1 protein-coding gene and 1 pseudogene are annotated in these 1,654 nt (G+C 59.6%); both read right to left on the reverse strand.

What is annotated here, in order from left to right:
- Positions 1–366: pseudogene (locus V5F48_RS24875) on the reverse strand (IS91 family transposase); the annotation flags it as partial.
- Positions 367–548: 182 nt separating this feature from the next.
- Entirely contained in the window at positions 549–1,217 is a 669-nt protein-coding gene (locus V5F48_RS24880; protein WP_394260631.1) for a MarR family winged helix-turn-helix transcriptional regulator, read from the reverse strand.
- Between the last annotated feature and the right edge of the window lie 437 nt (positions 1,218–1,654).

The raw sequence follows: 1,654 nt of genomic DNA on the forward strand, positions 1-1,654 counted from the left end.
ATGGGCCTGACCGAGCCCGTCGAGCGTGCCGGAGAAGCGCAGTCGCCCTGCCGCATAGGCCGCCTGGAGCCGCTCGAGGAACAGCCGCCGGAACAGGCGGGAGAGGACATGGATCGGCAGGAAGAAGCGTGGCCGGCAGTTGAGCCAGCGTCCATCGGGAGAGAGAGCGCCGCCGGGGACGAGGCAATGGATGTGCGGATGATGGGTGAGCGCCTGGCCCCATGTGTGAAGAATGGCCAGGAACCCGATCTCACCGCCGAGGTGCCGCGGATCGGCGGCGATGGTCTTGAGCGTTGCGGCGACGGCGTCGAACAGGATGGCATAGACGACTGCCTTATTGTGAAAGGCGATCTCGGCGACTTCAGCGTCGGGACGATCCGCCAATATGGCGGCGGCGCCGAAGGTAATGTCTCGTTCTATTGCACTACTCATCGCGACACAGTTGTCTGTAATGCTGCGACAATGCCCCCAAAGTTCTGGCAGGCCCGCAGAGGCCCGGTTCATCAAAACGAGGATCAGTGTGCCTTCCGAGCGTCGAGGCGATGCGGTCAGCCACCACCATTGCGTTTGGGCAGGCCTGATTTCGACAGCTCGACCTTTGCCAGGCCCTTTTGGAGCGCATTGAGATAATGAACGAATGCGACGCGATCATCGAATTTAACCGGGCCCGTGGCCTGATCGTAAAATTGGTAGATTCGCTGGAGCGTTTCGTTCCAGTAGGTCCGCCCAACAGGCGTCAGCTGAACGATGCGCGCGCGCTTGTCTCCGGCGCCAGTCACCCGTTGAACAAGGCCGTCACGTTCAAGGCGCTTGAGGACGCCGTCCAGGTTCTGCCTTGTGACGACGAGGTAATCGCCAAGCTGGCTGAGCGGGATCCCCGAGGCGAACTTGTCCTGCGAGAGCGCACCCAGAACCGCCCACTGTACCGTCGTAATCCCCAACTGCTGGACGGCCTTCCTTTGCAGCTCATTGCCAAGCTGGAAAATCCGGAAGAACATTCGGTTGTTGAGGTGATCGTTGCCAGCGTTCCGGCTCGGCGTTGCGAACTTGGCAACGGGCTCGTCAACAGCATCGGTATCGGCATCCGACAAACGGCGCCGGCGAGACGGAGTCGCGGGGCGACGCAGCCCAGCCACTTCGTTTTCCGGAACCACGTCAGGATCCATCCGGCGAGGGGCGGCCGCCCGTGCGCTCTCCACATCAATCTTCGTCTTCACTCTTGCCATCGACCATCGTCCGTTAATCTAAAATTTAGCCAAATTGGCGGAATCCTTACGTTTCTGCCTGCCATTGTCGCTCCTACCATTCTCCATCCCACGCAGAAATCGCGCCAGGGCGCCTAATGTAACTAATTCCGCGTCCATATGTGGATTGTGACCGCTCGCGGGGAGCTCCACGATCAACAGAGTCCGGCCAGGACGCTCCTGAATCAGACGTGCATGTTGCATGGTTCCGAACGGATCAGCAGAGCCCTGAATCACAAGCAGCGGGGTTGCAGTTTGTCAAGGTCGTCCACGATCGTCCAGCTCCGGAAGCTGGGCAGTAACCACGCCTCCGCCCAGCTTCAGAATGCACCGTTCAGATCTCTGCGGTATTTGGATAGCTTTTCTCTGAGAGCCGGATTCAAAAGTTCACGCGGGTTTACAATGTCTTG

Origin of the sequence: Xanthobacter autotrophicus ATCC 700552 (assembly GCF_043194565.1) — a bacterium.
GTDB lineage: Bacteria > Pseudomonadota > Alphaproteobacteria > Rhizobiales > Xanthobacteraceae > Xanthobacter > Xanthobacter autotrophicus_F.